Source organism: Proteus sp. fly-1089 (assembly GCF_040138965.1).
Taxonomy (GTDB): domain Bacteria; phylum Pseudomonadota; class Gammaproteobacteria; order Enterobacterales; family Enterobacteriaceae; genus Proteus; species Proteus vulgaris_B.
The window spans coordinates 1,130,495-1,156,663 of the sequence record NZ_JBEETS010000001.1; the positions used below are offsets into that span (position 1 = coordinate 1,130,495).

Consider the following 26,169-nt stretch of genomic DNA (forward strand, 5'->3'; position numbering starts at 1 on the left):
AATGACTGATATAGTAAGTTTGTTAGGTGCTGATGCAAAATCATTATTAGACCATCGTTGCCAAACCATCCCGAGCGAAAATCTCTACCTGCCAGGTTCTGACTTTGTTGATCGTGTAATGATTGATAATAATCGCCCTAATAGCGTGTTACGTTCAATGCAAACCCTGTTTAATCACGGGCGTTTAGCGGGAACGGGTTATCTGTCTATTCTACCTGTTGACCAAGGTGTTGAGCACTCAGCGGCGGCCTCTTTCGCAGCAAACCCTCTCTATTTTGATCCAAAAAATATTGTTGAGTTGGCGATTGAAGCAGGTTGTAACTGTGTTGCCTCTACTTATGGTGTTCTTGCTTCTGTTTCTCGTCGCTATGCACACAAAATTCCTTTTCTTGTGAAATTAAACCACAATGAAACCTTAAGCTACCCAGCGCAATATGACCAAACTCTGTATGCCAGTGTAGAACAAGCGTTTGAAATGGGTGCTGTTGCAGTGGGTGCGACCATTTACTTTGGTTCACAAGAAAGCCGTCGCCAAATTGAAGAAATTTCAATGGCCTTTGAACGTGCTCATGAATTGGGTATGGTCACTGTATTATGGGCTTATTTACGCAACCCAGCGTTCAAAAAAGATGGTGTAGATTACCATGCAAGTGCAGATTTAACGGGGCAGGCAAACCATTTAGCGGCGACTATTGGTGCTGATATCGTTAAACAAAAAATGGCTGAAAATAACGGTGGCTTTAAAGCGATTGGTTTTGGTCATACTGATGAGCGCGTTTACACGAAACTCACGACTGAAAACCCAATTGATTTAGTTCGCTACCAATTAGCAAACTGCTATATGGGGCGCGCAGGATTAATTAACTCTGGTGGGGCTTCTGGTAATAATGACCTTGAAGATGCGGTCCGCACCGCTGTTATTAATAAACGTGCTGGTGGTATGGGATTGATCTTAGGTCGTAAAGCGTTCAAAAAATCAATGAAAGATGGCGTTGCCCTGATTAATGCAGTACAAGATGTTTATTTGGATAAATCTGTCACTATTGCTTAATTGCTTAACTGATAGATTTGACGATAAAGCCCCTTTTATTGAGGGGCTTTTAGTATCACCACCAGCGATGAAAATGGTGCACTGGGCCAAAACCTTGCCCAACCTCTAAACTATCCGCATGTTCTAGCGCTTGTTGTAAATAGGCTTTTGCTTGCTCAACACAAGTTTGCCAATTAGAGACTTGAGGACGAATAGCGGCTAAAGCGGCTGAAAGCGTGCATCCTGTACCGTGGGTATTTTTCGTATTAACGCGTTTTGAGGTAAATCGCCACTCGCCATCTTGAGTAAATAACCAATCAGGGCTTTCATCTTCTGTTAAATGCCCTCCTTTCATTAACACGGCTTTGCATCCTTGCTTTAGCAATGCATAACCTTGTTGCTTCATCGTTATTTCATCTTGAGCGACTTCACAACCTAGCAGTGCAGCTGCTTCGGGTAAATTAGGAGTGATCAAATCTACCAACGGTAAAAGCTGACGGATCATTTTATTAACCGCATCAGGCTGTAATAGAGGATCGCCACTTTTTGCAATCATAACCGTATCAAGTACAACAAAAGGAATGGCATATTGTTGAAGCTTGTCGCAAACCACATCAATAATTGAGGCATTAGAGAGCATGCCAATTTTGGCACTATCAATTCGAACATCAGACAAGACAGCATCTAATTGAGCTGCAACAAAATCAGGGGATAAATCATAGACACTACGGACACCACAGGTATTTTGGGCAACCAGTGCCGTCATTACGGTTGTGCCATATACACCCAGTGCGGAAAATGTTTTCAGATCGGCCTGAATACCTGCACCACCACTAGGATCGGTGCCTGCGATAGACAATGCATTGAATCTCACTGATTAACTCCTCCTTTCACCAGTTACAGAAAAGTCGGGCTCTGTTAATCAGCAGAGTTACCTTGACTTCCCTACGCTGGCATTATCCAGATCAGGTTATACGGGTTCATCTCAGCCATAAGGCGCCCCGAGCCAAAGCCTGTAAATTCAGGCGATAAGGAGTATCGCATGCTCAAGATAAAGATGCTAGTTTGATAGCTCATCTCGAGCTATAGATTCTCTATTGTTGAGATTTGTGATTCAGTAAGATAAATCAGCTAAGGTTGTATATAATAAATACTAAGCCGATGGCTTCTATTGCATTACACATCAATTTAAGGAATATATTTCAGATATATTTAAATAATAAGAATAAAATAAATTATTTTGTTCATTTTAACGACAATCGATATATTATCTGCTAGATGAGGTATTTATAATGCATTTTTGGACAATCACACAATGCGGAGGGGCTAAATGAAAAATGAACCATCGCAACAGAATAATGGACAATCAATGCCTTATCTTATTCCTGATGCAGATTTTAATGTAAAGTTGAAAATTCACTCTAGAAATATTGATCATACAAAAGAATTCCTTGAAAAAGGTGTGGAAGACTTTGTATTACCAGAATATAGCATCCCTAATGGGTATCGTTTTGTTAAATCTTTAAAACGCAATCAATATCGTTTAATTTCAACTACCAATGCACCTGAAACAGTTTATCTTGTAGAACTTATTTTTCGCAAAGACATTATATTTAGCAAAACAACATGTACCCAAGTTAAAGTATGGCGAACTGTTTCTGAAGAACATGATATTGCGACAAGATATCTCCCTAGACACTTCTTTAGTTATTTACTTAAAACATACAACATTGTTGTTTCTGATGAAGAGCAAACCGGTGCAGGTAAGCGTTTTTGGGAAACAATGATTGATTGGGCTTTTACTGCTCACCTTAATGTTTATATTTCAGATGGAACAGAAGAAAACCGCCTTCTAACAGTAGTGAAAGATACTGATGATCTTTATGAAAACTGGGACGCTTTCTGCTGGGGTAAGGATCGTGATACTCATACTCACCGGCTCCTTGTTATTAGCCAAGAAAAATTATCTCAATAAATGCTTTCTTCACGTTGAGAGTGTGTAAGCAACAATTCTTTAATTTGCACTCTCTCAACATAGGATTATCTGTATAAAAAACAAACTACACTCCTGTTGTTAACGCTTAAAACTAAACGTTTTATAAACCAACCTCTGTTTTTTTCTTTTTTTATTTAACTCTTCTTATTCGTTACTCTATTATCCGCTGGAAATTAATCTCTTTTTATAACCTAATGTTATTGATATTAAATTTATCTCAATATTTTCATTAAGTCATAAAAATAGCTATTTTATGGGATTTTGCTGTTGAAAATAACCAACCTAAAATTATTTCTCTTTAACCTTATTTATCAGCTATTTATTAGCAATCTAATAAAAACTTAATTTTAAATTAAAAACAATACGTTACCATTAAAAGATAACAATATTGAATGCCTCAAACAAACACATTCATAAATACAACAAACTTGTTTATTTTCTTTATAACCGATTCTTATCCCTTAAGATTTTAGTTAAGAAGTAAAGTTTCAGATACCTCTTATCTTAAATACTTGTCGATTAAATAACACTATTAGTAACGTTTATTTGTCATCACCAGAATCATAGCAATGCCGTACTCGGAGTTATATTATGTTTTCAACCTATTTTCACCCTAGCGTATTAGCAACTACGTTGTTTTCGCTTGCGTTAACAACAACTGCTTCCGCTTCTGAAAATAATTCAATCCCACATCAGATTATTACTACAGAAAATCATCAAACTACCAATAATGTATCTCAATCTAATAGCGAAGAGAGTTATTGGGGGAAATTCAAACGTAATATCAATCAAACTTGGGATAACGACCAATATAACTACTATTTACCTGTTTGGACTTGGCATAACCGTTTTACTTACGATAAAGAAAAAACGGATCGCTATAACGAAACCCCTTGGGGTTTTGGTATGGGGAAATATCGTTATGACAGTGATGGTGATTGGCATTCTCTTTATGCAATGGCATTTATGGACTCAAATAACCGTGTACAACCTATTATGGGCTATGGTTTTGAGAAAATGTGGTATCCCGGTGATAAAGACGGTTTCCGAATGGGCGCAGGATTTACACTAAGTATTACTGCTCGCCATGAATATAACTATATTCCTATGCCACTGCCTTTACCGTTAGTGTCTGTTGGTTATGGGCACCTTTCACTACAAGCAACGTATGTACCTGGTACTTATAACAATGGTAACGTGTTATTTGCTTGGTTACGTTGGCAGTAACTGCTTATTTTTGCCTATCAGAATAAGTGTGAACAATAAAAATATAGAGCATAAAAAAACGCATCATTGAGATGCGTTTTTTGTTCAATAAAGTAACTCAACCAATCTGTAGTAACTTAAATATCTTGACTTGCTTGAGCATTATCTGGCGTTTTCTTCATACGAGAAATCTTAAATCCAACCCACAAGAACGCAATCCAGAATGGCATTAAAATCACCGAAATATTCACTTGTGGCATAAATAAGATAATCACTAAAATCATGCATAAGAAAGCCAGGCAGATATAGTTACCATATGGATACCAAAGTGCTTTAAAGAAAGGCTCTACACCCTCTTTTGTTTTTGCAGCTCTGAATTTTAAATTCGCTAAACAGATCATAATCCAGTTAAGCACTAACGTAGTAACAACCAATGCCATTAATAGCTCTAACGCCTGATCAGGTAATAAGTAGTTAACTAAAATACCTAATGAAGTCGCAATTGCTGACAATAGTAACGACACTACCGGTACACCACGTTTATTAATACGAGAAAGTGCATGTGGCGCATTACCTTGTTTTGCCAAACCATAAAGCATACGACTATTAGAATAAACACCGCTGTTATAAACAGATAATGCAGCTGTTAATACCACAGCATTTAAAATATTTGCGATTAAGAAATTATCCAAATTATGGAAAATCAGTACAAATGGGCTTTCACCTTTCACTACTTGAGTCCAAGGATAAAGTGACAGTAGCACCAACAATGAACCGATATAGAAAATTAAAATACGATAAACAACTTGGTTAGTCGCTTTCGGGATGCTTACTTTTGGATTTTCAGCTTCAGCTGCCGTGATCCCCACTAGCTCAAGTCCACCAAAAGAGAACATGACAATTGCTAATGCCGACATAAAGCCCGTAAAACCATGAGGAAAGAAACCTAATTCCCATAAATTACTTACAGAAGCTTGAGGCCCACCATTGCCGCTTGCCAGCAAGTAGCTCCCGAATAAAATCATACCAACAATTGCTAATACTTTAATAATGGCAAACCAAAACTCGGTTTCACCATACATTTTAACGTTAATCAAATTGATTAAGTTGATTGCCACAAAGAAGATAGCAACGGAAACCCAAACAGGGATATCAGGCAACCAATAGTTAATGTATTTTCCTGCTGCAGTTAATTCTGCCATACCAACAAGGATAAACATCACCCAGTAATTCCAACCAGATAAGAAGCCGGCAAAAGGGCTCCAATATTTATTGGCAAAGTGACTAAACGAACCCGCAACTGGTTCTTCGGCAACCATTTCGCCCAATTGGCGCATGATCATAAACGCAATAAAACCACCAATAGCATATCCTAGTATTACTGATGGGCCCGTCATATTAATGGTTTGCGCTATACCAAGAAACAGACCAGCGCCGACAGCACCACCCAGCGCAATAAGCTGGATATGTCGATTTTTCAGACCGCGCTTAAGTTCTGTCTGTTGCGACTCTCTCGCCATACATCCTCTTCTTTTATTATTTTATCAACTTAACGTGTAAACTAATATTTACGATTTTGTTTATTTCAAGCCCCCATTAAAACACTAATCTGACTTGAATAACAAATACATTTTATGCTAGGCGAAAAATAATAAGAAAAGCGACTTTTTAGCTATGTTTGGAGGGGAATAATGTGGTAAACCGACAAAGGCCTTGCTGAAAGTCTTCTCCGCGATCGCAAAAGTTGTCTAAAGCCATAAGATAGAGACCAAAGCTAATGGCTAATGCAATAATTAAACTAATAATTATTTTCTTTGCGTTCAATTTAAAATCCTTTAAATACATTTTGTTAGTATGATTAATAACATTATAAGCATTCGCTTAAATACGATAACAACACAGAGAGTTGTTGTTATAAAATTCGCAATCAATTATCTCTATGAGTGAATTTAGCATAACTTTCATTATGAAAGATAAACGCTTCCTCGACAAAATTGAGATAATTTGCACTATTTTTCTATAAATTGTCGGCGAAATGAACACTTTTTATTTTTATTACACATTTTGCCAACGATAAGAAATAGCTATCCATTAATATGGATTTCTCTGTCTGCCACTTTTTGTATAAGATTAGGGAGTTAATTTTGATTTTTACCTTAACTTCATTGATAGAATGGAACTGTAATGCCACAAGATAATCATCTCGCATTGGTTTGCGCGCTAAGTAAATGGATTGAGGAGCATTTAGGCCGTGTTATCCATCTTGAAGAGTTGGCGGCTTATTCTGGGTATTCTCTTTGGCACATGCAGAAAATCTTTAAAGAAGTCACAGGCACCTCTTTAGGAAAGTATATTCGTCAACGTAGATTGGCTGGCGCTATCCATTTATTACGTACAAGTGAACGTTCTATCTTTGATATCGCCCTCGATTTTGGCTTTGGTTCGCAGTCTCACTTTACTTACATGTTCCGTAAAGAGTATGGCATTACGCCTTTCGACTTTCGGCAAAATCAAGAGATCGTATTAGAAACCAAACAACCCTTACATTTACAATCACCTTGTTGTGATTAACCCTTCTATTTATGTGACATTATACAGATAGCCTTTAATGTCACATAAATAATACTCTAACTATGTGATGATAGACCGCTTCGCCCTTCCTTTATCATGATTGCTTTTATTTAATATGGGGATGCTAATGAGTATTAAGCTTATCGCTATTGATTTAGATGGAACCTTACTCAACAAACAACACGAAATCACGCCCGAAGTACAAAATGCGGTTCAACGAGCAAAAGAAGCTGGTGTTAAGATTGTGCTAGCTTCGGGGCGCTCTTTTAATGGCATCTCCCCTTATTTAAAGATACTCGGTCTTGATACTTCTGATTGTTACTGTATTAGTAATAATGGAAGCCAAATTCATCAAGCAGATAATGGTGAAGTCATTATTCAAGATTTACTCAATTTTGAAGACTACCTCTATTTTGAAAATCTCTCTCGTGAGATAGGCGTTCATTTTCACGTCATTAGTGATAATAAAATTTATACAACTAATCGTCATATTAGCCATTTCACTTGCCAAGAAGCCTTCTTATCTTGGACACCTCTTTACTACCGTCCACTTAATGAAATGCAATCTGATATGTATTTTAGTAAATTTATGATTGTTGATGCTCCGGCCGTTTTAGATAACGCCATCCAATATTTACCTGCCAATATTTACGAACAATACAGCATATTACGTAGCGCCCCTTATTTTATTGAAGTACTAAATACCAATGTCAATAAAGGTAGTGCGGTTCAAAAAGTCGCTGAACATTTAAAAATTACTCCAGAAAAAATTATGTGTATCGGTGATCAAGGTAATGATTTAGCAATGCTGAAATATGCAGCTTTAGGTGTTGCCATGGGAAATGCCCCTGATGAAGTGAAAAAAGTCGCCAAATTCGTCACACTTTCTAATGAAGAGCACGGTGTTGCAGTCGCTATCAATAAATTTATTTAAACACGATCTTTTTTGTGTTTTATCGTGAATGTCTACAAAATTATATAGCATTTGTGATCCTTAGCAGAGGATCACACTGCTTTTTGACCAAAAACATAGCCTTTTATTATTCTATAATTACTGTTAAATGAGCGTTAAATCTGCCTTTCTTCTTACATATCCTTCAGAATTTGTTACTATCAATTCACTTTTCGTTATTCAAACTGCATTTTTACAACATATTCAGCTATTAAATAGGCTCAGAGTAGAATAACAAATATAAATCATTAATATATTTTCTTCACAGACAGGTAGTTTTAGTTATGCTTTCTACAAAAGACATGCTCGTTCTTGGAATGATGGTTTTCGCACTCTTCCTCGGCGCTGGTAATATTATTTTCCCCCCAATGGCGGGTTTTCAATCAGGAAGCCTTTGGTTTAGCACATCCTTAGGTTTTCTTGTTACGGGTGTCTTACTTCCTTTTCTTACCTTAGTCATTGTCGCAATTCGAGGACGTGGTGAGCGTCTTTCTGTTGATTTACCTTCATGGGTTGCTGTCATTTTCTGGGTTGCACTATATCTTATCGTAGGCTCTACTTTCGCGATGCCTCGTGTGACTAACACCGCCTATGAAATGGGCTTCCTGCCGTTAGGTCTTATTGAGAAAAATACCGCAACACACCTGACTTTCGCGCTTGTTTTCAATATTACAAGCATGTTTTTCATGCTAAAACAAGGCACGATGATCAGCGCTATTGGTAAATTTATGACTCCAGCACTGTTAGTCTTGCTGGTTGTTGTCGGCATTGCCGTTGTGGCTAAACCTATTTCTCCTATTGGAGAACCAACAGGTCTTTATGCTGTTAATGGTTTCTTCTCTGGCTTTATAGATGGTTACCAAACCATGGATGTCCTTTCTGCTATGGCATTCGGTGGTATCGTTGCGCGTGCTTTGTATACCAAAGGAATTACTGAACCACGCCAAATTGGTTTTATTACCGTAAAAGCAGGACTCATTTCAGTTTTACTGTTAGCTGCGCTTTATCTATGCCTTTTCTATTTAGGAGCTACTAGCCACTCTGTTTCTGTTTTTGCAGATCCTGCACTCAATGCCACAAATGGTGGTCAAATATTCTCTCGTTATGTTGATGCCTTATTTGGCTCTGTCGGTACTTGGCTAATGGGAGGGATTGTTTTATTAGCAAGTATGACCACACTCGTGGGTGTAACAAGTGCTGCAGCTGACTATTTTGCGACATTCCATCACCGCTTAGGCTATCGCTTCTGGGTTGTTGTCTTTACATTAATGACCACAATCGTATCAACGTTTGGCCTTGATACTTTATTACGCGTAACCATTCCTGCGTTATTGATGATTTATCCAACATCAGTCACATTAGTATTACTACAATTTATTCGTAATAAATTAAAATCACCACGCTTTACCTATCGCTTTACTATTGCCATCATCGTACTAATGAGTCTTTTCGATACGTTGAAACAATTGAAATGGTTAAATGCTGATTTACTGCAATTATTTAGCTATATCCCACTTTCTGATTATGGTTTAGGTTGGGTATTACCCGGTGCGATCGCATTCGTGATTTCACTGTTCGTTAGCTTAAATCTTAAAGAAAAAAATCTTTCAGTAGAAAATACAGCGAAATAATTAGTCTATAGCTCGTAATTTGTAACACTGATTGTGAGTTCACAAAAAAAGCGTCTTCCAACTTTTATATTGGAGACGCTTTTTTCTTTTTGATTACCTATGTTTTTGCTATCTATTCATCTCATCAACGGAAATTTTAAGTTCGGTATTTCTCAATCAAAGCCATTAAAATAGCTTCTGATTGAGCATCAGGGATCCCATTGGCCTTTGCTGATCTAAAATGCATTTGGAAAGCCTTCACGACTTTTTGTGCATTGTTATCTAATACGCCATTTGTGGGTGTTTGATAACCATATTGCTGTAATAGCTTTTGGAAGTTTGCAACATCAACGGGCTCAGAAGGATCTCTACCTGCTAAATAAGTTTGTACTAACTGTTTATTAGGCCAAGCACCTATTCCTTGGTTTGCTAATCTTTCCCAAGGAAATAAAGGACCCGGATCAACTTTTCTTAAAGGTGCAATATCACTGTGACCCAAAACATTTTGAGGCTCAATATCATAGCGTTCAATAATATCTTTCATCACACTTGAAATAGTCACAATTTGATCTGCTGTATAAGAATACCAATACCTAAATTTTCCATTATCACGGTAGCCCAGGTTAACTATCTCAATACCAATAGAACAATGATTTAAGCTTGTCGCTTCTCCCCATTGACTAACACCTGCATGCCAAGCAATTTGTTTTTCATCTACTAATGAAATAACCACAGGTTTTCCATCAATAGTTGAAGGATGTGTGGGAATAAGATAATGGCTACTGACTCGCCCAGCAGTGAGAACCTTCAATGAACGCTCATCATCTAGCGCGGTATAATGCATGACTAGATATTTAACACAGTCCTTAGCATCCTGCTTATTAGGGATAACTTTAGCAATATAATTGCCTCTATCAATAAATTCAGGTTGTTGAGCACAACTACTTAAGAGACCTACTACAATAAGTAATCCTATATAATACCAACTAGACCTCATTTCTGATCCTTGATTGATTATTCCCAAAGTTAAATTGTAATCAAAAAACCCATATTAAAAAATATGGGTTTTCCGTTTTGACTCTTTTTTTATATTTTTCAGTTATTGCTGACTTTTTCACACCGAACTAAAGGCTCATCAGGAATGATATTATTTTCCCATATGCCATCTTCAATATCCGCTTGTAACTCTGGATATTGGCGTATATCAAAAGTTGGCAATAAACCGGCTTGTCGTTGTTCGTTGTAATCTTTGACTAATTTTAATGCAACACCTGAAAGCAATATGATGGCAATTAAATTTGTCATTGCCATTAATCCCATCGAGAGATCAGCCATTTTCCAAACAAGAGGCATATCTGCCAAAGCACCAAACATCACCATTGCTAATACAGCTGAACGTAAAAGGAATAACCCTGTTGTATGATTACGCCCAAGGAAAATCATATTACTTTCTGCATAAGCATAATTGGCAATAATCGAGGTAAAAGCAAAGAAGAAAATAGCAATAGCAATAAAGGTACTTCCCCAACCACCAACACTTGATGACAGCGCTAATTGTGTCAATTGAATACCATTAATGCCTTCAGGATAACTATCGAGTACTCCTGATGACAAAATAATCACTGCTGTTGCGCTACAGATAACCAACGTATCCATAAATACGCCAAGCATTTGAATATAACCTTGAGATGCAGGGTGTGGCGGATAAGGTGTTGCAGAAGCGGCGGCATTAGGAGCTGATCCCATTCCTGCTTCGTTAGAGAATAAACCCCGTTGAATACCTTGAGTCATTGCTTGGCTAATACCGTAACCTATCGCACCAGCGGCAGCTTCTTGTAAACCAAAAGCACTTTTAAAGATTAAAAGGAAAACATCAGGTAAGCGTTCAATATGATCAGCAACAACCCAGAAGGCTAATAATAAATAAGCAGTTGCCATAATAGGAACGACTAACTCTGCAACACGAGCAACCCAACGTAGACCACCAAAAATAATAAATCCGCTAGTTACCACTAAAAAGATGCCAACATAAAATGGATCAAAATTAAAGGCTGATGCTGTTGCTTGCGCAATTGAATTAGCTTGAACCGCATTAAAAACTAAACCGAAAGCAATGATGAGGAAAATAGCGAAGAGAACGCCCATCCAGCGCATTTTCAATCCCTTCATCATATAATAAGCAGGTCCCCCACGGTAATTACCCTCATCGTCTTTTGTCTTATAAAGTTGTGCTAATGTACTTTCAATTAAAGATGTTGCCATACCGATTAGAGCAACAACCCACATCCAAAAAATAGCACCAGGCCCGCCTGCCGTTAATGCAATAGCGACACCGGTTAAATTTCCGGTTCCTACTCGCGCAGCTAAGCTTGTACATAACGCCTGAAAGGAAGAGATCCCTGATTTATCTGACTTATGGCTATTTTTTAAAATAGAGAACATATGACTAAAATGTCGGATTTGTATAAACCCAGTACGGATAGTAAAATAAATACCGACTCCTAGAAGTAAGTAGATAAGGACATATCCCCATAAAATGTTATTTGCAAAGTTTATTAGCCCAGTCAAATTAATCCCCCTGTATAATAACGTATATAACTTATCCTTACATCGCTATTGAAATAAAAACGAATAAACACCGTATGATTGAATCAATTAATGATCCGAGTATGTCTTTATGTAATATCAAAAGTTGCTGTGTAAAAAGCGAATTAAATGTAACACAAGATTATACGATATGTATATTTTTTGTTTATTTTTTTACATGTTAGTATTTAAATTTAATTATCTCATTAACTAAAACGAACAATATTAAAAAATAAAAAAAACATAAATATCATTAAGATAAATAAATATTTCTTAATTTCATTAACTCAAAAAAGAAAAATTAACACTTTAATAATTAAGTTAATCAGTCATTTTAGAAAAAAAACATATAGCTTAAAAAAACATCAGCAAATAACTTTACTTATATCTAAAATAAATTTCAAAATGAAAAATAAAAACGATTCGTTAAAGTAATATCTTGAAGCTTGGATTAGCCATTCTGATAATTAACATTTAAGAAATAAGATTTTTATAATCATTAACAATAAAAATTTTATATTATAAAATCAATAAAGTGCTTTAATATTAATAAGGTATTATAGTAAAACAAAACGTATACTTTATAATTTCTCTTATAAACCTATCTAAATATTTAAATTTAAATATATCTTTTTATTTCTCATTTTTACGAATGCCATTGATTGGCATCCTTTCTCTTTTTTATTCACTTACTATTCATTAATAGCACTCCTTTTTTTTGAATACTAATTAAAGAGTATTAAATATTTATTTCATATTAATAAAAAAATGAAGAATCACGTAAGTTTACCTATTAACCATTTAGTTAATTTTATTTATACTATGTTTTTCCCTGGTGTTGTATTATTTTTCGCCCTGTTTCCCCAACAGGGCATTTTTTTACATCAATATTTCAATATGTTACCCCCCACTTTTATCAAGTAATATAAAACAAACACATAGATCCCCCCTACCCAATAAATTAACAATATTTATCTATTTTTGATGCAAACTTCTCTGTTTTTTTCATTGATCTAAATCAAATTAAAGATTAGATTTATTTACTCTTTGTAGAAGTAAATTATTTTTTAGTCTATTTTAAAATCAATTTAATTATGTGTATAAATGTAATTTTTATCATTTTCATTATTAGAATTACCCATAAAGTAGTATAACAATTAGTAAATATTTATATTTTATTGTTATATTTAATGATGCTGATTAAAAAATGTTCTAAATAATGCGTATGTTTTTTTATCATTATATAATGACTAATATCTTTATTTACTTGCATTAATAAGCATGCTCTTTTACTTTATTCATATTGTTATAGGGAGGAAGATGATGGGTTATAACCTTTCAGAATTAACACAAGAAGAAAAAGACAAAATAAACGTAAGCTTAGCAGCTTCAGGAGTTGCCTTTAAAGAGCGATATAATATGCCCGTTGTTGCTGACGCAGTTTTACGAGAGCAGCCTCAAGCGCTCCATGCTTTTTTTCAAGAAAGACTAATGTTTTATCGAGCAAGAAGCCAACACTATTCTCGTTTACCTTATGAGCCTCAAGCGAAAAAATAATAGCACTTTTTTGATAAAATTTAATGACAAAAAAAGAGATAAACTTAAGTTTATCTCTTTTTTTCAATCAGTTAACAACGAAAAATACCACTTATTCATTATTTAGGTGAAACATAAGTGATGGTATTTTCATCGCAATTAACTTGAACGTTGTAACGAAGGTCTGTTCTCGCCCCACGAACATTCAATACCATCTGATAGTTATTATCCATCTTGATAACTTCATTAGCATTGATACTTGCTACAGGTTTCGGACCCAGTGCCTTTTTATCTTCTTGCCAACGAGGAAGGCGATTCTGTAGATAATCATTCTTCACTCTAGCAACAAGTTGGTTGTTGTCTAAATTAACGCAACTTGCAAAAGGCGCAGAACGTACAACATCTTTATTAACATTATCGACACTTTCCGCAGATGCTCCAAAAGAAACAACAAGTAAAAGAGCGACACCAAGTATCCCTGTTTGACCTGCTAACTTGCTTAATTTCATATAACCTCCCGAAAATATCCCTTAAAACAGGATGTGTTTCCATTAAGCATAGCATAGGGTTAACAACATATTTGTGACATTTGTTAAAAAAATGTTTTATTCATTCTCGTCATCAAATATGATAGAAACCGATTCACGCGTTGTGTGCTTTTCTCTTAATTCCTGAGCAACCAACTGAATAGCCTCTCCACTGCTCATTCCCTCAGCCATAAGAGATTGAATTTTTTCTACTGCTTTTTGTTGTTCTTCATGTGTTAATGTAGGCATTCCTAGAAACATAATGTTACTCTTATCTTTATCAACTTCTATTTTGTATTTACATGAATATAATCTTTTTGATTACAATTCATTGTGCGAATGATACAACATACTTTGTTTACATGGTCATAAGATGGATATGCAATTACAACAACGTGAGCTCATTTATACTCCAGATCTAGCACTACGGATATTCTCTCCCATCGCTTCATTGCCTTGGTCTAGTTTACTTCATTCTGGCTTTGCCGAACATCCTCATAACCGTTTTGATATTATTGTCTCTGATCCTCTTGTAACTTTAGAAACTCGCAAGCAAACCACAACGATTAAAGAAAAAAATGGTGCAATCAGACGCTCTAAAAAAGATCCATTTACATTGATCCAACAAGAACTAGAACAGTTTAATTTTCATCCAGAATACAATGACTCATTGCCGTTTTTAGGTGGGGCTTTAGGTATTTGGAGTTATGACTTAGGTCGTCGCATTGAAAAACTACCTGAAAACGCTAAAAATGAACTCAATTTTGCAGATATGGCTATTGGAATTTATGATTGGGCTTTAATTGTTGATCATAAATTAAAAAAAGCCACTTTAATTAGTTATGACAATATTGATGAGCGATTGCAATGGCTAGAAAACCAAACATCCACATTGATTGATACTCCATTTGCATTAACCACAGACTGGCAATCGAACATTAGCAATGCTGAATACAACGAAAAAATTGCTAAAATTCATCAATATTTACTTTCTGGTGATTGCTATCAAGTTAATTTGGCTCAACGTTTTTGCGCAAGCTATGTTGGTAGTGAATGGAATGCATTTTTAACATTAAATCAAGCAAATAAAGCACCTTTTTCGTCTTTTATGTGTTTGCCCAATAATTTTGTGTTAAGTGTTTCACCAGAGCGTTTTATTCATTTAGCTGATAGTAAAATAGAAACACGCCCAATAAAAGGAACTCTTCCTCGCAAAGCAACCCCCGAAGAAGATGATGAACAAGCTTTACTGCTACAAAGCTCACGTAAAGATCGCGCAGAAAATTTAATGATTGTTGATCTTATGCGTAACGATATAGGAAAAGTTGCCGTTACCGGTTCCGTTAAAGTACCAGAACTGTTTGTTGTTGAACGTTTTCCAGCTGTACACCATTTAGTCAGTACTATTACAGCACAACTTCCCCCACATCTAACAGCAACCGATTTATTAAGAGCTGCGTTTCCCGGCGGTTCTATCACTGGCGCACCTAAGATCAGGGCAATGGAAATCATTGAAGAATTAGAGCCACACCGCCGTCATGGATATTGCGGTGCCATTGGCTACATTAGTTTTTGTGGCACAATGGATACCAATATCAGCATCCGTACTTTATTGACAGAAAAAAATAAGATTTACTGTTGGGCGGGTGGCGGTATTGTCGCTGATAGTGTTGCTGAAAAAGAGTACCAAGAAACATTCGATAAACTTGGGCAAATATTAACTGTTTTAAATGAGTCTACTGTCGATGACACCCATTGATACTTTTATCAATCGTTTTCAACTCACATTACCTAATGATAGGGTAAATCAGCCACTTCATGCTCAAAAAACGGCGGCTGTATTGCTGCCGATTATCAATAAACCTAATCCAACCATATTATTAACAGAACGCGCATCAACATTACGCTCTCATGCAGGTCAAGTCGCTTTACCTGGTGGAAAACGTGATCCTGAAGATAATAACCTTATTGAAACCGCACTCAGAGAAGCTCACGAAGAAGTCGCTATTCCACCCAATACTGTTTCAGTGATTGGGCGATTACCTCCATTGCAAAGTTCAAGTGGATATTTGGTTACTCCCATCGTGGGTGTAATCCCAGCAGGTTTATCTTTACGCCAAAACCCAGCTGAAGTTGCATCTATTTTTGAAATGCCATTAAGTCACGTGCTCAATGTACAACATTATCAGCCACTCGATTTTCGTCGTTCAGGTGAAAATCATCGGATCTATTTTTACCCTTACAATGGACATCTTGTCTGGGGATTAACGGCAGCTATTTTACATAAACTTGCTTTACATATCACTTAAAGCGTTATTTTCTGTTCAGCTTGTGCTTTTTATCATCGCCTTCACAACTCTACTTAGCTATTTTAAAAAAATGTTGTAAACTACATCATTAACGGGACGATATAATCGTAAAAACGATCCCTTTACTATAAATAACTATATTTTATTCTTTTTTAACCCTCTCTCTTATTATTAAGGAGTCTTACGTGATTAGCGTTTTCGACATGTTTAAAGTGGGCATCGGACCATCTAGCTCTCACACTGTAGGGCCAATGAAAGCGGGTAAAGAATTTGTCGATGATTTAGTCAACCAGGAATTGATTGCGTCTGTCACTCGTGTAGCTGTTGATGTTTACGGCTCCTTGTCTTTGACAGGTAAAGGTCACCATACTGATATCGCTATCATTATGGGCTTAGCAGGTAACGCACCAGCTACTGTCGATATTGACAGCATCCCCGGTTTTATTCGTGAAGTTGAAGAAACAGGCAAACTTTCATTAGCGAACGGTTTAAAAGTTGTCGATTTCCCAGCAGAAAGCATGCATTTCAGTAATGACAATCTCTCATTACATGAGAATGGTATGACTATTCATGCTTTTGCTGGTGACAAAGAAATATATAGAAAAACTTACTACTCTATTGGTGGTGGTTTTATTGTTGATGAAGAAAATTTTGGCAAATCAACACTTAATAGCAAACCTGTTTCATACCCTTATGCTAGTGCGGAAGAGTTATTAAAGCACTGCAAAGAAACGGGTTTATCCATTTCTAGCTTAATGATGAAAAACGAGCTAGATCTGCACACCCAAGCTGAAATCAATGCCTATTTCGCTGATGTTTATAAAACAATGCAAGAATGTATTGAACACGGTTTAAATACAGAAGGTGTATTGCCAGGCCCATTACGTGTACCTCGCCGTGCGGCTGCATTAAATCGTTTATTAACATCAAGCAACAGCTTATCAAACGATCCAATGAAAGTCGTTGATCTCATTAACATGTTTGCACTGGCCGTAAATGAAGAAAACGCAGCAGGTGGACGTGTTGTAACTGCACCAACTAATGGCGCATGTGGTATCGTGCCAGCAGTATTGGCTTACTACGATCGTTGTATCGAACCTGTGACACCAGAAACCTACTTACGTTATTTCTTAGCATCAGGGGCAATTGGTATTCTTTACAAAATGAATGCCTCAATCTCTGGTGCTGAAGTGGGTTGCCAAGGCGAAGTCGGCGTAGCTTGTTCAATGGCCGCTGCGGGTCTTGCTGAATTATTAGGTGGAAGCCCAGAGCAAGTCTGCATTGCTGCTGAAATCGGTATGGAGCATAACCTCGGTTTAACGTGCGACCCAGTTGCAGGACAAGTACAAGTTCCATGCATCGAACGTAATGCCATTGCTTCAGTAAAAGCAGTTAATGCGGCACGTATGGCCATTCGTCGTACCAGCGAACCACGAGTTTCTCTCGATAAAGTCATTGAAACTATGTATGAAACAGGTAAAGACATGAATGCTAAATATCGCGAAACATCACGCGGCGGTTTAGCAATAAAAGTACAATGTGACTAATTAACCTTATTTTAGTTAAAAGCCATTCAATTCATTTTGAGTGGCTTTTTTATTACTATAAATTTTATTTTTAATAATCACTTAACCTACAGATAATTAAAGAAAAATAAAATTAATAAATTAAATAAAAAACACTTTTTAAAAAAAAACTATTTTTTATTTTTATATATCTCTTAAAAACAGAAAATAAACATTAAATAAAGACTCATTAAATATAGGCTTATTTAATATTCATTTAATATTTGAAGAAATTAAGCTTATTATTTTTAGGTGTATTACTCTTAAAATAAAGAATTAATTTTTTATTTTAATATAATTACAATCCATTGTTTATTATATGGTTAATAATTTATCACATTGAAACTTATCATTTTTTTAACATTTCAAAAACTTTTCTAATATATTTAAAATCGCCAAAGCTAATAATGATAATTATTATCAATATCATCTTTAAAATATAATAAATAATATGTTGCCTTTCAGAAATAATATGTTATCTTCTGCATCAAGTCATTGGGGAGTAGCCTGTCTTAAAATAAAACTTAATTATTTTAAGAAATCTGTGTCAACATACTCGCTTATTTTTATTTAGCGTGGTGCAGATGCCGTAATACGGTTGGCAAGACCATAGACACATAATTGTACTTCTTTGGTTGGGGGTCAATTGTGTGTATATGGAAATACCCCAACCGAGGCTTTATTATGAGTTTCTACGCTACTATCATCCTCGCCCTTGCTCTTTCTATGGACGCATTTGCTGTTGCAGTCTGTAAAGGTGCCACATTACATAAACCTCGTTTTCGTGAAGCACTCCGTACTGGATTTATATTTGGTATTATTGAAGCCAGCACACCCGTTATCGGTTGGGCATTAGGTTTATATACTAGCCAATATATTATTCAATGGGATCACTGGGTGGCTTTCGGGCTATTATTTATTCTTGGTAGCCGTATGATTTATCAAAGCCTAAAACGTAGTGATGAATGTCCTTGCGAAGACGACGCACCACAACGCCATGGCTCACTCTCATTAATTGCAACAGGCATAGCAACAAGCCTTGATGCAATGGCAATTGGTGTTGGTTTAGCATTCCTTCAAGTAAATATTGTTCATACTGCGATGACCATTGGCATGATGACGATGATCATGGCAACATTAGGTATGCTAATTGGGCGCTATATTGGCCCAGTGCTTGGGAAAAAAGCAGAAATTATTGGTGGGATCGTATTAATTGCTATCGGCTTTAATATTGTATTCGAACATCTTGAATTATTTATGTACGCTAAATAATTACCAATTTAACAGAACACAATAAAAAGCTTAGGTTTGATATCACGCCTAAGCTTTTTTATTTACATCATAAATTATTTATTGTTTTTCGTTATTAAGCACGACGTTGATAAACACGAATTAAAAAATCCGTTTCACATTCAAAACGTTCACTTTCAGTTAATGACTGTTTCACTTCTTCACTTGCTCGCCATGCAAACGGCGTCATTTGTAATAAATCAAATGCCTGCTTACCGTTTAAATTCATCATATAAGCAACTTGATGTTCAGCCACTTTATTAAAACCATCAAATTGTTCTTCTTTTAATGGATGAAGATGTACTTCTGAATAAATCAGTGCTTTTAGCTGGTATAAATGGCGAGGTGCAGGAGTGACCGTAATAATATATCCATTATTTACAATAACTCTGGCTAATTCATCACTATTACAAGGTGCATAAATACGAATAACCGCATTTAAAGAAGCATCACAAAATGGCAAACGCTGGCTTGAAGCCACACAAAAATGGATAGATGAATAACGTTTAGCTGCATATTTAATCGCAACTTTAGAAACATCTAAGCCATACACTTGTGGATTATGTAATTTTAAATTTTGATAAAACTGGTGGGTGTAATAGCCTTCGCCACAACCAATATCCAATACAACACTATTATCTATAGGCAACAATGTTTGTAGTAAATCAGCCACTTTATCTCTCATTGGCTGATAAAAACCTGCATCTAAAAACTCACGGCGAGCATTTATCATTTCAGCGCTATCACCCGGCTCTTTCGAGCGTTTAAATTGCACTGGTAGTAAATTTACATACCCTTCTTTCGCACAATCAAACTGATGATTATTTTCACATACCCAACTGTGAGCCCGAAGAGAAAGTGCCTGTTGACATAATGGACATTGATAGGACATAGTAATATTTTTGTATAACCCCTAATAAAATTGAGAGGGATAATAACATACCTCTCTCAATCTTGCGGAAACCTTATTTTATTCTTAAGACTGTTTTTTATGCTCAGTAGCTAAGTAAACATAAATTATCGATTTTTAAGTCCGTTTTAACTTTTCAGTATTGGCAATAAATAATGCGATAACTAGCAGTAAAATTGCGCCTGATTGGATTAAAGTATCCACAGAATCTTTGTGTTCAACAATAATCAAACGCACAATTGCAGTAATACCGATATAGATGAAATATCTAAGCGGGAAATGCCCTCCAGATAAAAAATATTTAACAATAAGCGCAATAAACTCAAAATAAAGAAAGTAGATCAAAATACCTTCTAGTAATTGATAAGATGACTCTTGTGCACCTAAATTAAATAATAATGAAGCAATTACATAAGTTTCTTTGATAAGAAAACTGACTAATACAATTGCTAAAATAAGCAATCCAATATTAAGCACCCACTGTAATATGGTGGCAATACATTTAAGTAAGTCTTCGCTTGATTTTCTCATATAAACTATAACCTAGTGAGATCATTCCATGGATGTGTAAAAATAATAAAAATAGCGATTAGGCAATTGGCTAAATTTTAAAGGATTTACTCGTTCACCACACCATTTTTTTATCTTTTAGAGCCTAAAAACCCAAAATAATGATGCAATAATCGCAATATTTGCTTTTAAATTTCAACTTGTAAGCTAATTTACTTATACTTACTTTAAGGGCTAATTTATTTAAAAGGTAGACTATGGCTAACAAATACCTTGTTGCAATTGATTTATTAGAAGATAACAGAATTCAACGAATGATTGCTGATATTCACTTCCTTGCCTCAAAACCAGAAAATTATTTCCATTTTATTACAGTTATGCCTAATTTACGCTCTTTAGAAGCTTACGGGCTTAATTGTGATAGCTCGTCTGTCGTTGAGAAAAAGCAACAAGCTTTAGTTTTATTAACTGAAAAATTAGAGCAATGTGTAAAACAACAATTTAACTTACCCAAAGAACAATACCAATGCCATGCCGTTATTGGTACGCCTAATTATAATATTCTAGAGTTGGCAGAAAAAATTGATGCAGATACTATTATTATAGGTTCAAGCTCACGTAACCAACGTAATATATTGCTGGGTTCAACAGCGGATTATATTGTCAATAACACCTCACGCTCAGTAATGGTTATTCGCAAGTAAAACCACTAAGGCATATTCCTTTTGGCAATAATACTAAATCAATTATTGCCAAAGCTATTAGCGTATCCAGTTGTTGTAAATAGCACTAAAAGTACTTTAATTTTTTCATTTTAAAGAGCTAACTTGTTAGAATAGCGATCAAAAAAACAAAAATTTCACGTCTGTTTTAAGTTCAATATTTGCATTCATTTTACTCAAAAGATAAAGATTGTCCTGCATTGAAATCTTTTGCATTAAGGTATTTTCGCCCTAATACACCAGTGCAATGACATCCATACACATCAATATTTTTATCTATTGCTTTTTTAGCACGTTCTAATGCAAAAGGGGTTGCGCAGCGCAAATGTAAGCCTCCCACAATTGCTTGAATTTGATGATTACCAGTTATTCTTTTCGCATGTTCAACTATAGATTCAATACCAGAGTGACTACAACCCGTAATAATTACCAGGCCTTTTTTTCCTTGCCAAACAAGAAAACTATCATCAAGAACGTAATCATCTTCTTCACCTGATTCATGAATAATAACGCCATAGCGTTTACTCACTTGGCGTTGTGTTACTTGTCCTGAATAAATGAAATTCTTCTCAATTGTTAAAGGAACTTCTGTTAATTCAAAAGAAAATTGTGTTTCAAGTTTTTTGCGATCAAAAAAAGGAGCTAATCGTTTAAATTTAATATTTTTATTGCCTAAAAAAAGTGCTGAATAACGAACAGAAAATAGATGAGGATGAGCGATAACTCGTGGCTTATTGGAGAAAAAGCCTACTGGTAAATGCGTAAGTCCACCAAAATGATCATAATGCCCATGAGAGACAACAATTGTTTTCAATGTAGTTAAATCAATCCCCATCTTTTTCGCATTTGAAGAAAAGGTAAAATCTTTTCCCGTATCAAAAAGTATTTTAGCTTGGCACTCATCATCTTCTAATAATAATGATAAGCCAGGATAGTAATGAAGCTCAGGATTGACTGATTTATTTTCTAGTAATGCAGTAATTCTTAACATGAGTTTTGATGATTATCGTTATTAGAAGATGGCTTATAGTAATTAAAAAAGGTAGTGTTTCAAATATAAAAACCATTGATTTGTACGATCCTCGCTATCTCATTACACAACCGCTGTTATATAAAAATGAAATATAACAGCGGTATTGTTATAAATGGCAGTTACTCTTATGCAATATACAGCTTACTAAGTCTTATCTCACCACCATAACAGAGCGTTTAGCGTAGCGTGTAATATCAGCAGCTGTTGAACCAATATGATAAGAATCATCTTCAGGATTATGAGAGCCAATCACGATTAGATCTGCGTTTACTTCATCTGCAATCTGCAATATGGCATCTCGTGGTGTTCCTATGCAAATATGAGTTTGCATTCTGTCTTCAGGTAAATCAAACCGTTCAATAATTTTTTTTAGCTCTTTTTCAGCTGACGTTTTTAGGCATCCTTGATCTAATTGATCACCATTCATAACAAGTCGATAATAAGAAGATTGTGGAAGTTTCGGGAGTACATACAAAAAATGAACATAAGGATCTTCATTTTTTGCAATATTTTCCACTAACGGAATTGCTTTGTTCATTAGGTTATCTTCATCAATATCAATGGGAACCAAAATATTCTTATACATACCGCCTCCTTTTATTTTAATTGTAGGATAGTGTATTTTTAAAAAATTACCGGATGTAGTTAACATATTTTAAAAATATTTTATCACCCCTAAATAATGCCTGTTTTTCACTCAGTAAATAACAAAATATACATTTATTAAATTAATAACTAAGACTATAAGGCGATTATGGGTATATAAATATAATATCTTTATTTTAGATTATAAATTTTTATAAAATAATTATTTTATCAGTAATAAAAAATTCCCAAAAAAAAACCTTATTAGATTAAATAAGGCTTTTCTCTTTCATTGCGTGATTAATATTTTATTTTTGATCACTCTTTTTCTGTTTGTTCTTTTTAACATATTGATAGCCTATAGCTAGTGCAATAAACCACAATGGCGTCACACTTAACGCTTGGCGAGTATCATGTTCAAAAGCTAATAACACCGTCATAAAGGCAAAGAAAGTCAGGCATAGCCACGACATCAGAATACCTAATGGCATTTTATAAATAGATTTCTCATGCAACTGAGGGCGTTTTTTACGATACGCTAAATAAGAGCATAAAATCATACTCCAAATAAACATAAATAATAACGCTGACACTGTTGTTACTAAGGTAAATACATGCATAACATCGGGAATAAAGTAAATTAATACGATTCCACATGATAAACATAAACTGGTGAATAACAGCCCATTGGCAGGTACAGCCCGCTTAGATAATTGGCTAAACTGCTTTGGTGCTTCGCCCTCTTTTGATAAACCGAATAACATACGGCTTGTAGAAAATATACCACTATTAGCAGAAGACGCAGCAGCCGTTAATACGACAAAGTTCACCAAACTTGCAGCTGCAGGTATTCCTATCATGACAAATAATTCCACAAAGGGGCTTTTATCCGCCAAAATAGAACGCCATGGTGTGACTGACATAATAATTGCCAATGCCAGCACATAGAAAGTAATAATACGAATAGGAATAGCGTTAATGGCTTTAGGCAATGATTTCTCTGGATCACGTGTTTCAGCAGCTGCGGTTCCTACTAATTCTATTCCGACAAAAGCAAAAATAGCGATTTGGAAGCCTGCAAAAAAACCACTTAACCCTTTAGGGAACATTCCCCCATCATTCCAAATATTCTCTAATGCCGCGGTATGTCCCGCTGGAGATTCAAATCCAATACTAATGAGAACAATCCCCACAATGATCAAAGAAACAATAGCTGTTATTTTTATCATGGAGAACCAAAATTCCATTTCCCCAAACAGTTTTACTGTTGCTAAGTTCAAAATAAGCAATGTCAGCACACAAATAAACGATGTGCCCCATTCAGGGAAATTAGGCGCCCAATAACTAATATAAGACGTTATAGCAACAATATCGGCAATACCTGTAATAACCCAACAAAACCAGTAGGTCCAACCGACAAAAAAGCCCGCCCAAGGCCCTAATAAATCACCCGCAAAATCACTAAATGATTTATATTCTAAATTTGATAATAACAACTCTCCCATAGCTCTCATAACAAAGAACAGGACAAAGCCAATTATCATATAGACGAAAATAATTGATGGCCCAGCTAATGAAATGGTTTTCCCTGATCCCATAAATAGACCAGTACCAATAGCTCCACCAATAGCAATTAATTGAATATGACGATTTGTTAGCCCGCGTTGTAGAGTGGCATTTTTCACTCTAGCGGGAGGAGAAATTTCTGTTTGCTCTTCCATACCATACCTGAAATGTGTTCATATTTTTGATGTTGTTTTGCCACTATTTTATTTTTTGACGTGGCAATATGTTTGCGAAATTATTGTGACACAAATCTCAGTGTAAGTAATGAAAAGATCACTTTTAGTAAAATGAATGATGCTTTGATAACCAGATAAGATCCTTTCTTTAATTTATCTGGCGATATTTTATCCATTTGAAAAAAAATTAAAATAAGAGCTTGACCATCGCTTTTGAGAGGAGAATAATCTGCGCATCGGGTTGTTAGCTCAGTCGGTAGAGCAGTTGACTCTTAATCAATTGGTCGGGAGTTCGAACCTCCCACGACCCACCAAATTTAAGCTGATAAATCAGACATTTACGCCACTTAGCAATAAGTGGCTTTTTTGTTTTTATAGCTGAGTGTCGCAAAAGTGTCGCACGAGTTTTTTTATCTCTCCCTTCCGAAAGCCGAAAGTTATCGATTTTATTTAAAAATAATTAGTCGTAATAAATTTAATAATTAATAAAAAACAAACAGAATAAAAAACCATAAAAAATAATAAAGCCAGATAATCCATTCACATCCACTCTATGTTAACCAAGCATCTCAAAAATAAATTTTCTTAATCATTTCAGTTTCGAAAATCTATAACTCACAGGTATGCATTTCACGCTTAGGTAGCACCTACGCACGAACCAAGATATTCCTGTATACTTCACTTATTAATTAACTCTGAGGTAACATGAAAACATGAATTTCATAATTTATTGTATTCTTTTCTTGTGTGTCACATGCTGGATATGGAAAAAAAAGAATCGATTCTCATTAAATTCAGATAACTTACAAAAACAATGGCTTTTCAAATTGGCCATAATTTTTCCACTAGTATCTAGTTTGTATTTTATCATATGTCTTAGTGCTCCATATTCATTTCGATTTGATTCACATGGCTATAACACCTTCTTGGAAATTAATAAATTTTCATTAAGTATTTTAGCTCTTTCACCTATTCTTGGTGTTTTTGTTGTTTATGTGCATCGTTCCATTCAAAGTGAAGAACAACGTAAAATTAGTGAAAAACAATTGAGTGAATCTCAAAACAAAAATAAAGCTGATATGTATTACTCTAAAAGAAAGTTTATATCAGAACAATTAGATTATGTGAATGAAGGCTTTAATTATAAATTAAGAAATGTTAATGAGCTTTATAATTTAGCTTTCTTAGTTGGCGATAATTTTAACGATGAAATTAACGCTAAATTCTACATTTATTTAAATGATACAATAAAGTTAATTATATCCGACATTGAAAAATAAACGTATTTACCCAAGAGTTAAAATCAACTAATATTGCTTATGATAAAATTATTGACAAAATATCCGATTGCATTACTGGCATATTGCGATCTGTTAATGCACTTGAAACTCAATTATTAATTGAACCGAAATCCATGAATGAATTTAAAACTATAAGAACATCTATTAATACAAAGTATTCATATTATTCTTTAACAGAAAAAAATGAA

At 35.1% G+C, this 26,169-nt stretch carries 25 protein-coding genes, 1 tRNA gene and 2 riboswitches; of the genes, 14 read left to right on the forward strand and 12 right to left on the reverse strand.

Annotation, left to right across the window (positions count from 1 at the left end; translation table 11 throughout):
* The first annotated feature begins 1 nt into the window (after position 1).
* Entirely contained in the window at positions 2–1,051 is a 1,050-nt protein-coding gene (gene fbaB / locus ABN080_RS05250; RefSeq protein ID WP_109407737.1) for a class I fructose-bisphosphate aldolase, read from the forward strand.
* 55 nt (positions 1,052–1,106) lie between these two features.
* Here the strand turns inward: fbaB and thiD are convergent, their stop codons facing one another.
* Complete coding sequence (gene thiD / locus ABN080_RS05255) at positions 1,107–1,904, reverse strand: bifunctional hydroxymethylpyrimidine kinase/phosphomethylpyrimidine kinase (protein WP_349440538.1); 798 nt, start codon at positions 1,902–1,904, stop codon at positions 1,107–1,109.
* Positions 1,905–1,955: 51 nt separating this feature from the next.
* Positions 1,956–2,044, reverse strand: a riboswitch (TPP riboswitch).
* A gap of 316 nt (positions 2,045–2,360) precedes the next feature.
* Between thiD and ABN080_RS05260 the strand changes: the two genes are divergently transcribed.
* Both ABN080_RS05260 and pagP read left to right on the forward strand, forming a co-directional pair.
* Positions 2,361–3,005 carry a hypothetical protein gene (locus tag ABN080_RS05260; RefSeq protein ID WP_349440539.1) on the forward strand — a complete coding sequence of 215 codons (645 nt, stop codon included), beginning with the start codon at positions 2,361–2,363 and terminating at the stop codon, positions 3,003–3,005.
* Between the two features lie 612 nt (positions 3,006–3,617).
* On the forward strand, positions 3,618–4,253 hold the full coding sequence (gene pagP / locus ABN080_RS05265; protein WP_349440540.1) for a lipid IV(A) palmitoyltransferase PagP: 636 nt from the start codon (positions 3,618–3,620) through the stop codon (positions 4,251–4,253).
* 116 nt (positions 4,254–4,369) lie between these two features.
* Here the strand turns inward: pagP and ABN080_RS05270 are convergent, their stop codons facing one another.
* The gene (locus tag ABN080_RS05270) at positions 4,370–5,752 is read right to left on the reverse strand and encodes an amino acid permease (RefSeq protein WP_349440542.1); all 1,383 of its coding nucleotides are present in this window, start codon (positions 5,750–5,752) and stop codon (positions 4,370–4,372) included.
* Between the two features lie 148 nt (positions 5,753–5,900).
* The gene (gene mgrB / locus ABN080_RS05275) at positions 5,901–6,077 is read right to left on the reverse strand and encodes a PhoP/PhoQ regulatory lipoprotein MgrB (RefSeq protein WP_164526450.1); all 177 of its coding nucleotides are present in this window, start codon (positions 6,075–6,077) and stop codon (positions 5,901–5,903) included.
* A 339-nt stretch (positions 6,078–6,416) separates the two neighbouring features.
* Here mgrB and ABN080_RS05280 point away from each other — a divergent pair, with 339 nt between their 5' ends.
* From ABN080_RS05280 to brnQ, 3 genes are all read left to right on the forward strand, one after another.
* Positions 6,417–6,803 (forward strand): helix-turn-helix domain-containing protein, encoded by a 387-nt coding sequence (locus ABN080_RS05280; RefSeq protein WP_006533085.1) that lies wholly within the window; start codon positions 6,417–6,419, stop codon positions 6,801–6,803.
* 127 nt (positions 6,804–6,930) lie between these two features.
* Positions 6,931–7,737: a sugar-phosphatase gene (gene yidA / locus ABN080_RS05285; RefSeq protein WP_196554048.1), complete on the forward strand. Its 807-nt coding sequence runs from the start codon at positions 6,931–6,933 to the stop codon at positions 7,735–7,737.
* 302 nt (positions 7,738–8,039) lie between these two features.
* Complete coding sequence (gene brnQ / locus ABN080_RS05290; RefSeq protein WP_197269068.1) at positions 8,040–9,386, forward strand: branched-chain amino acid transport system II carrier protein; 1,347 nt, start codon at positions 8,040–8,042, stop codon at positions 9,384–9,386.
* A 136-nt stretch (positions 9,387–9,522) separates the two neighbouring features.
* Here the strand turns inward: brnQ and ABN080_RS05295 are convergent, their stop codons facing one another.
* Positions 9,523–10,362 (reverse strand): N-acetylmuramoyl-L-alanine amidase, encoded by an 840-nt coding sequence (locus ABN080_RS05295; RefSeq protein WP_349440543.1) that lies wholly within the window; start codon positions 10,360–10,362, stop codon positions 9,523–9,525.
* Between the two features lie 98 nt (positions 10,363–10,460).
* The gene (locus ABN080_RS05300; protein ID WP_349440544.1) at positions 10,461–11,933 is read right to left on the reverse strand and encodes an alanine/glycine:cation symporter family protein; all 1,473 of its coding nucleotides are present in this window, start codon (positions 11,931–11,933) and stop codon (positions 10,461–10,463) included.
* Between the two features lie 1,341 nt (positions 11,934–13,274).
* Here ABN080_RS05300 and ABN080_RS05305 point away from each other — a divergent pair.
* Positions 13,275–13,508, forward strand: coding sequence for a DNA polymerase III subunit theta (locus ABN080_RS05305; protein ID WP_072068477.1), 234 nt, complete (start codon positions 13,275–13,277; stop codon positions 13,506–13,508).
* A 98-nt stretch (positions 13,509–13,606) separates the two neighbouring features.
* Here the strand turns inward: ABN080_RS05305 and yebF are convergent, their stop codons facing one another.
* Together yebF and ABN080_RS05315 are read right to left on the reverse strand one after the other, a co-directional pair.
* A complete protein-coding gene (gene yebF, locus ABN080_RS05310) occupies positions 13,607–13,996 on the reverse strand; it encodes a protein YebF (protein ID WP_197269067.1) in 390 nt (129 codons plus the stop codon).
* 96 nt (positions 13,997–14,092) lie between these two features.
* Positions 14,093–14,275 (reverse strand): YoaH family protein, encoded by a 183-nt coding sequence (locus tag ABN080_RS05315; RefSeq protein WP_072068479.1) that lies wholly within the window; start codon positions 14,273–14,275, stop codon positions 14,093–14,095.
* A 112-nt stretch (positions 14,276–14,387) separates the two neighbouring features.
* On the opposite strand from ABN080_RS05315, the gene pabB reads away from it, so the two are divergent.
* The 4 genes from pabB (at position 14,388) to mntP (ending at position 19,160) form a co-directional block, all read left to right on the forward strand.
* Positions 14,388–15,773, forward strand: a complete 1,386-nt coding sequence (pabB, locus tag ABN080_RS05320) for an aminodeoxychorismate synthase component 1 (protein ID WP_349440545.1) — start codon at positions 14,388–14,390, stop codon at positions 15,771–15,773.
* On the forward strand, positions 15,760–16,323 hold the full coding sequence (locus ABN080_RS05325; protein ID WP_349440546.1) for a CoA pyrophosphatase: 564 nt from the start codon (positions 15,760–15,762) through the stop codon (positions 16,321–16,323). The genes pabB and ABN080_RS05325 overlap by 14 nt, the downstream gene beginning before the upstream one ends.
* A 185-nt stretch (positions 16,324–16,508) precedes the next feature.
* Positions 16,509–17,870 carry an L-serine ammonia-lyase gene (locus ABN080_RS05330; protein WP_072068482.1) on the forward strand — a complete coding sequence of 454 codons (1,362 nt, stop codon included), beginning with the start codon at positions 16,509–16,511 and terminating at the stop codon, positions 17,868–17,870.
* Positions 17,871–18,373: 503 nt separating this feature from the next.
* Positions 18,374–18,513: riboswitch (yybP-ykoY riboswitch) on the forward strand.
* Between the two features lie 59 nt (positions 18,514–18,572).
* Positions 18,573–19,160: a manganese efflux pump MntP gene (mntP, locus tag ABN080_RS05335; RefSeq protein WP_196554042.1), complete on the forward strand. Its 588-nt coding sequence runs from the start codon at positions 18,573–18,575 to the stop codon at positions 19,158–19,160.
* Positions 19,161–19,254: 94 nt separating this feature from the next.
* Here the strand turns inward: mntP and rlmA are convergent, their stop codons facing one another.
* Together rlmA and psiE are read right to left on the reverse strand one after the other, a co-directional pair.
* Positions 19,255–20,070 (reverse strand): 23S rRNA (guanine(745)-N(1))-methyltransferase, encoded by an 816-nt coding sequence (gene rlmA / locus ABN080_RS05340; RefSeq protein ID WP_349440547.1) that lies wholly within the window; start codon positions 20,068–20,070, stop codon positions 19,255–19,257.
* A 135-nt stretch (positions 20,071–20,205) separates the two neighbouring features.
* Positions 20,206–20,619, reverse strand: a complete 414-nt coding sequence (psiE, locus tag ABN080_RS05345; RefSeq protein ID WP_072068485.1) for a phosphate-starvation-inducible protein PsiE — start codon at positions 20,617–20,619, stop codon at positions 20,206–20,208.
* 236 nt (positions 20,620–20,855) lie between these two features.
* Here psiE and ABN080_RS05350 point away from each other — a divergent pair, with 236 nt between their 5' ends.
* Complete coding sequence (locus ABN080_RS05350) at positions 20,856–21,302, forward strand: universal stress protein (RefSeq protein WP_349440548.1); 447 nt, start codon at positions 20,856–20,858, stop codon at positions 21,300–21,302.
* A gap of 190 nt (positions 21,303–21,492) precedes the next feature.
* Here the strand turns inward: ABN080_RS05350 and ABN080_RS05355 are convergent, their stop codons facing one another.
* The 3 genes from ABN080_RS05355 to cycA all read right to left on the reverse strand — a co-directional run bounded on the left by ABN080_RS05355 (position 21,493) and on the right by cycA (position 24,659).
* A complete protein-coding gene (locus ABN080_RS05355; RefSeq protein ID WP_349440549.1) occupies positions 21,493–22,311 on the reverse strand; it encodes an MBL fold metallo-hydrolase in 819 nt (272 codons plus the stop codon).
* Positions 22,312–22,504: 193 nt separating this feature from the next.
* Complete coding sequence (locus tag ABN080_RS05360) at positions 22,505–22,939, reverse strand: universal stress protein (protein ID WP_115349971.1); 435 nt, start codon at positions 22,937–22,939, stop codon at positions 22,505–22,507.
* 307 nt (positions 22,940–23,246) lie between these two features.
* A complete protein-coding gene (cycA, locus tag ABN080_RS05365; protein WP_349440550.1) occupies positions 23,247–24,659 on the reverse strand; it encodes a D-serine/D-alanine/glycine transporter in 1,413 nt (470 codons plus the stop codon).
* A gap of 259 nt (positions 24,660–24,918) precedes the next feature.
* On the opposite strand from cycA, the gene ABN080_RS05370 reads away from it, so the two are divergent.
* Together ABN080_RS05370 and ABN080_RS05375 are read left to right on the forward strand one after the other, a co-directional pair.
* A tRNA-Lys gene (locus tag ABN080_RS05370) sits at positions 24,919–24,994 on the forward strand.
* 612 nt (positions 24,995–25,606) lie between these two features.
* Entirely contained in the window at positions 25,607–25,960 is a 354-nt protein-coding gene (locus ABN080_RS05375; protein ID WP_349440551.1) for a hypothetical protein, read from the forward strand.
* Positions 25,961–26,169: the final 209 nt, after the last annotated feature.

Coding starts and splice junctions, on each gene's coding strand:
- ABN080_RS05355 (WP_349440549.1), bottom strand. CDS start 22,311: ATGTTAAGAATTACTGCATTACTAGAAAATAAATCAGTCAATCCTGAG.
- pabB (WP_349440545.1), top strand. CDS start 14,388: ATGGATATGCAATTACAACAACGTGAGCTCATTTATACTCCAGATCTA.
- mntP (WP_196554042.1), top strand. CDS start 18,573: ATGAGTTTCTACGCTACTATCATCCTCGCCCTTGCTCTTTCTATGGAC.
- ABN080_RS05350 (WP_349440548.1), top strand. CDS start 20,856: ATGGCTAACAAATACCTTGTTGCAATTGATTTATTAGAAGATAACAGA.
- fbaB (WP_109407737.1), top strand. CDS start 2: ATGACTGATATAGTAAGTTTGTTAGGTGCTGATGCAAAATCATTATTA.
- ABN080_RS05360 (WP_115349971.1), bottom strand. CDS start 22,939: ATGTATAAGAATATTTTGGTTCCCATTGATATTGATGAAGATAACCTA.
- ABN080_RS05260 (WP_349440539.1), top strand. CDS start 2,361: ATGAAAAATGAACCATCGCAACAGAATAATGGACAATCAATGCCTTAT.
- mgrB (WP_164526450.1), bottom strand. CDS start 6,077: ATGTATTTAAAGGATTTTAAATTGAACGCAAAGAAAATAATTATTAGT.
- brnQ (WP_197269068.1), top strand. CDS start 8,040: ATGCTTTCTACAAAAGACATGCTCGTTCTTGGAATGATGGTTTTCGCA.
- pagP (WP_349440540.1), top strand. CDS start 3,618: ATGTTTTCAACCTATTTTCACCCTAGCGTATTAGCAACTACGTTGTTT.
- rlmA (WP_349440547.1), bottom strand. CDS start 20,070: ATGTCCTATCAATGTCCATTATGTCAACAGGCACTTTCTCTTCGGGCT.
- yebF (WP_197269067.1), bottom strand. CDS start 13,996: ATGAAATTAAGCAAGTTAGCAGGTCAAACAGGGATACTTGGTGTCGCT.
- yidA (WP_196554048.1), top strand. CDS start 6,931: ATGAGTATTAAGCTTATCGCTATTGATTTAGATGGAACCTTACTCAAC.
- ABN080_RS05280 (WP_006533085.1), top strand. CDS start 6,417: ATGCCACAAGATAATCATCTCGCATTGGTTTGCGCGCTAAGTAAATGG.
- ABN080_RS05325 (WP_349440546.1), top strand. CDS start 15,760: ATGACACCCATTGATACTTTTATCAATCGTTTTCAACTCACATTACCT.
- ABN080_RS05270 (WP_349440542.1), bottom strand. CDS start 5,752: ATGGCGAGAGAGTCGCAACAGACAGAACTTAAGCGCGGTCTGAAAAAT.
- psiE (WP_072068485.1), bottom strand. CDS start 20,619: ATGAGAAAATCAAGCGAAGACTTACTTAAATGTATTGCCACCATATTA.
- ABN080_RS05295 (WP_349440543.1), bottom strand. CDS start 10,362: ATGAGGTCTAGTTGGTATTATATAGGATTACTTATTGTAGTAGGTCTC.
- ABN080_RS05305 (WP_072068477.1), top strand. CDS start 13,275: ATGGGTTATAACCTTTCAGAATTAACACAAGAAGAAAAAGACAAAATA.
- cycA (WP_349440550.1), bottom strand. CDS start 24,659: ATGGAAGAGCAAACAGAAATTTCTCCTCCCGCTAGAGTGAAAAATGCC.
- ABN080_RS05315 (WP_072068479.1), bottom strand. CDS start 14,275: ATGTTTCTAGGAATGCCTACATTAACACATGAAGAACAACAAAAAGCA.